This is a genomic window from Bacillus sp. SIMBA_074 (assembly GCF_046534555.1).
Classification (GTDB): Bacteria; Bacillota; Bacilli; order Bacillales; family Bacillaceae_G; genus Bacillus_A; species Bacillus_A mycoides.
In genome coordinates this window covers 1-234 of record NZ_JAWRYM010001264.1, presented here as the reverse complement: position 1 = coordinate 234, position 234 = coordinate 1, and the positions used below count along the sequence as shown (strand labels likewise).

Annotated in this window: 1 protein-coding gene; it reads left to right on the top strand. The window is 47.0% G+C overall.

Annotated elements, in window-relative coordinates:
• Positions 1-40 precede the first annotated feature (40 nt).
• Positions 41-234: hypothetical protein (locus SB773_RS34780; protein WP_410595125.1), on the top strand; the 194-nt coding region annotated here is incomplete at its 3' end.

Genomic DNA, 234 nt, shown 5'->3' with positions numbered 1-234 from the left:
CCGTCTTCAGTCACTACTTACCTCTGACAACCTCAAGCTAATGTCTGGCGTGTTGACTGACAGAGATATTGTTTTCCTCGGTAATATTGCATCAGGCCTTAACATCACTGACAAAGGCATTAAAGGTAGCGAGGCATCGGTCAGGAAACGGCTGAGTGATATTGCGACCAAGCTTGAATCTAAACTATCAGCGCAAGGATATGCAGGGACAGCGCAATCTCAAGTAGGAGCTCC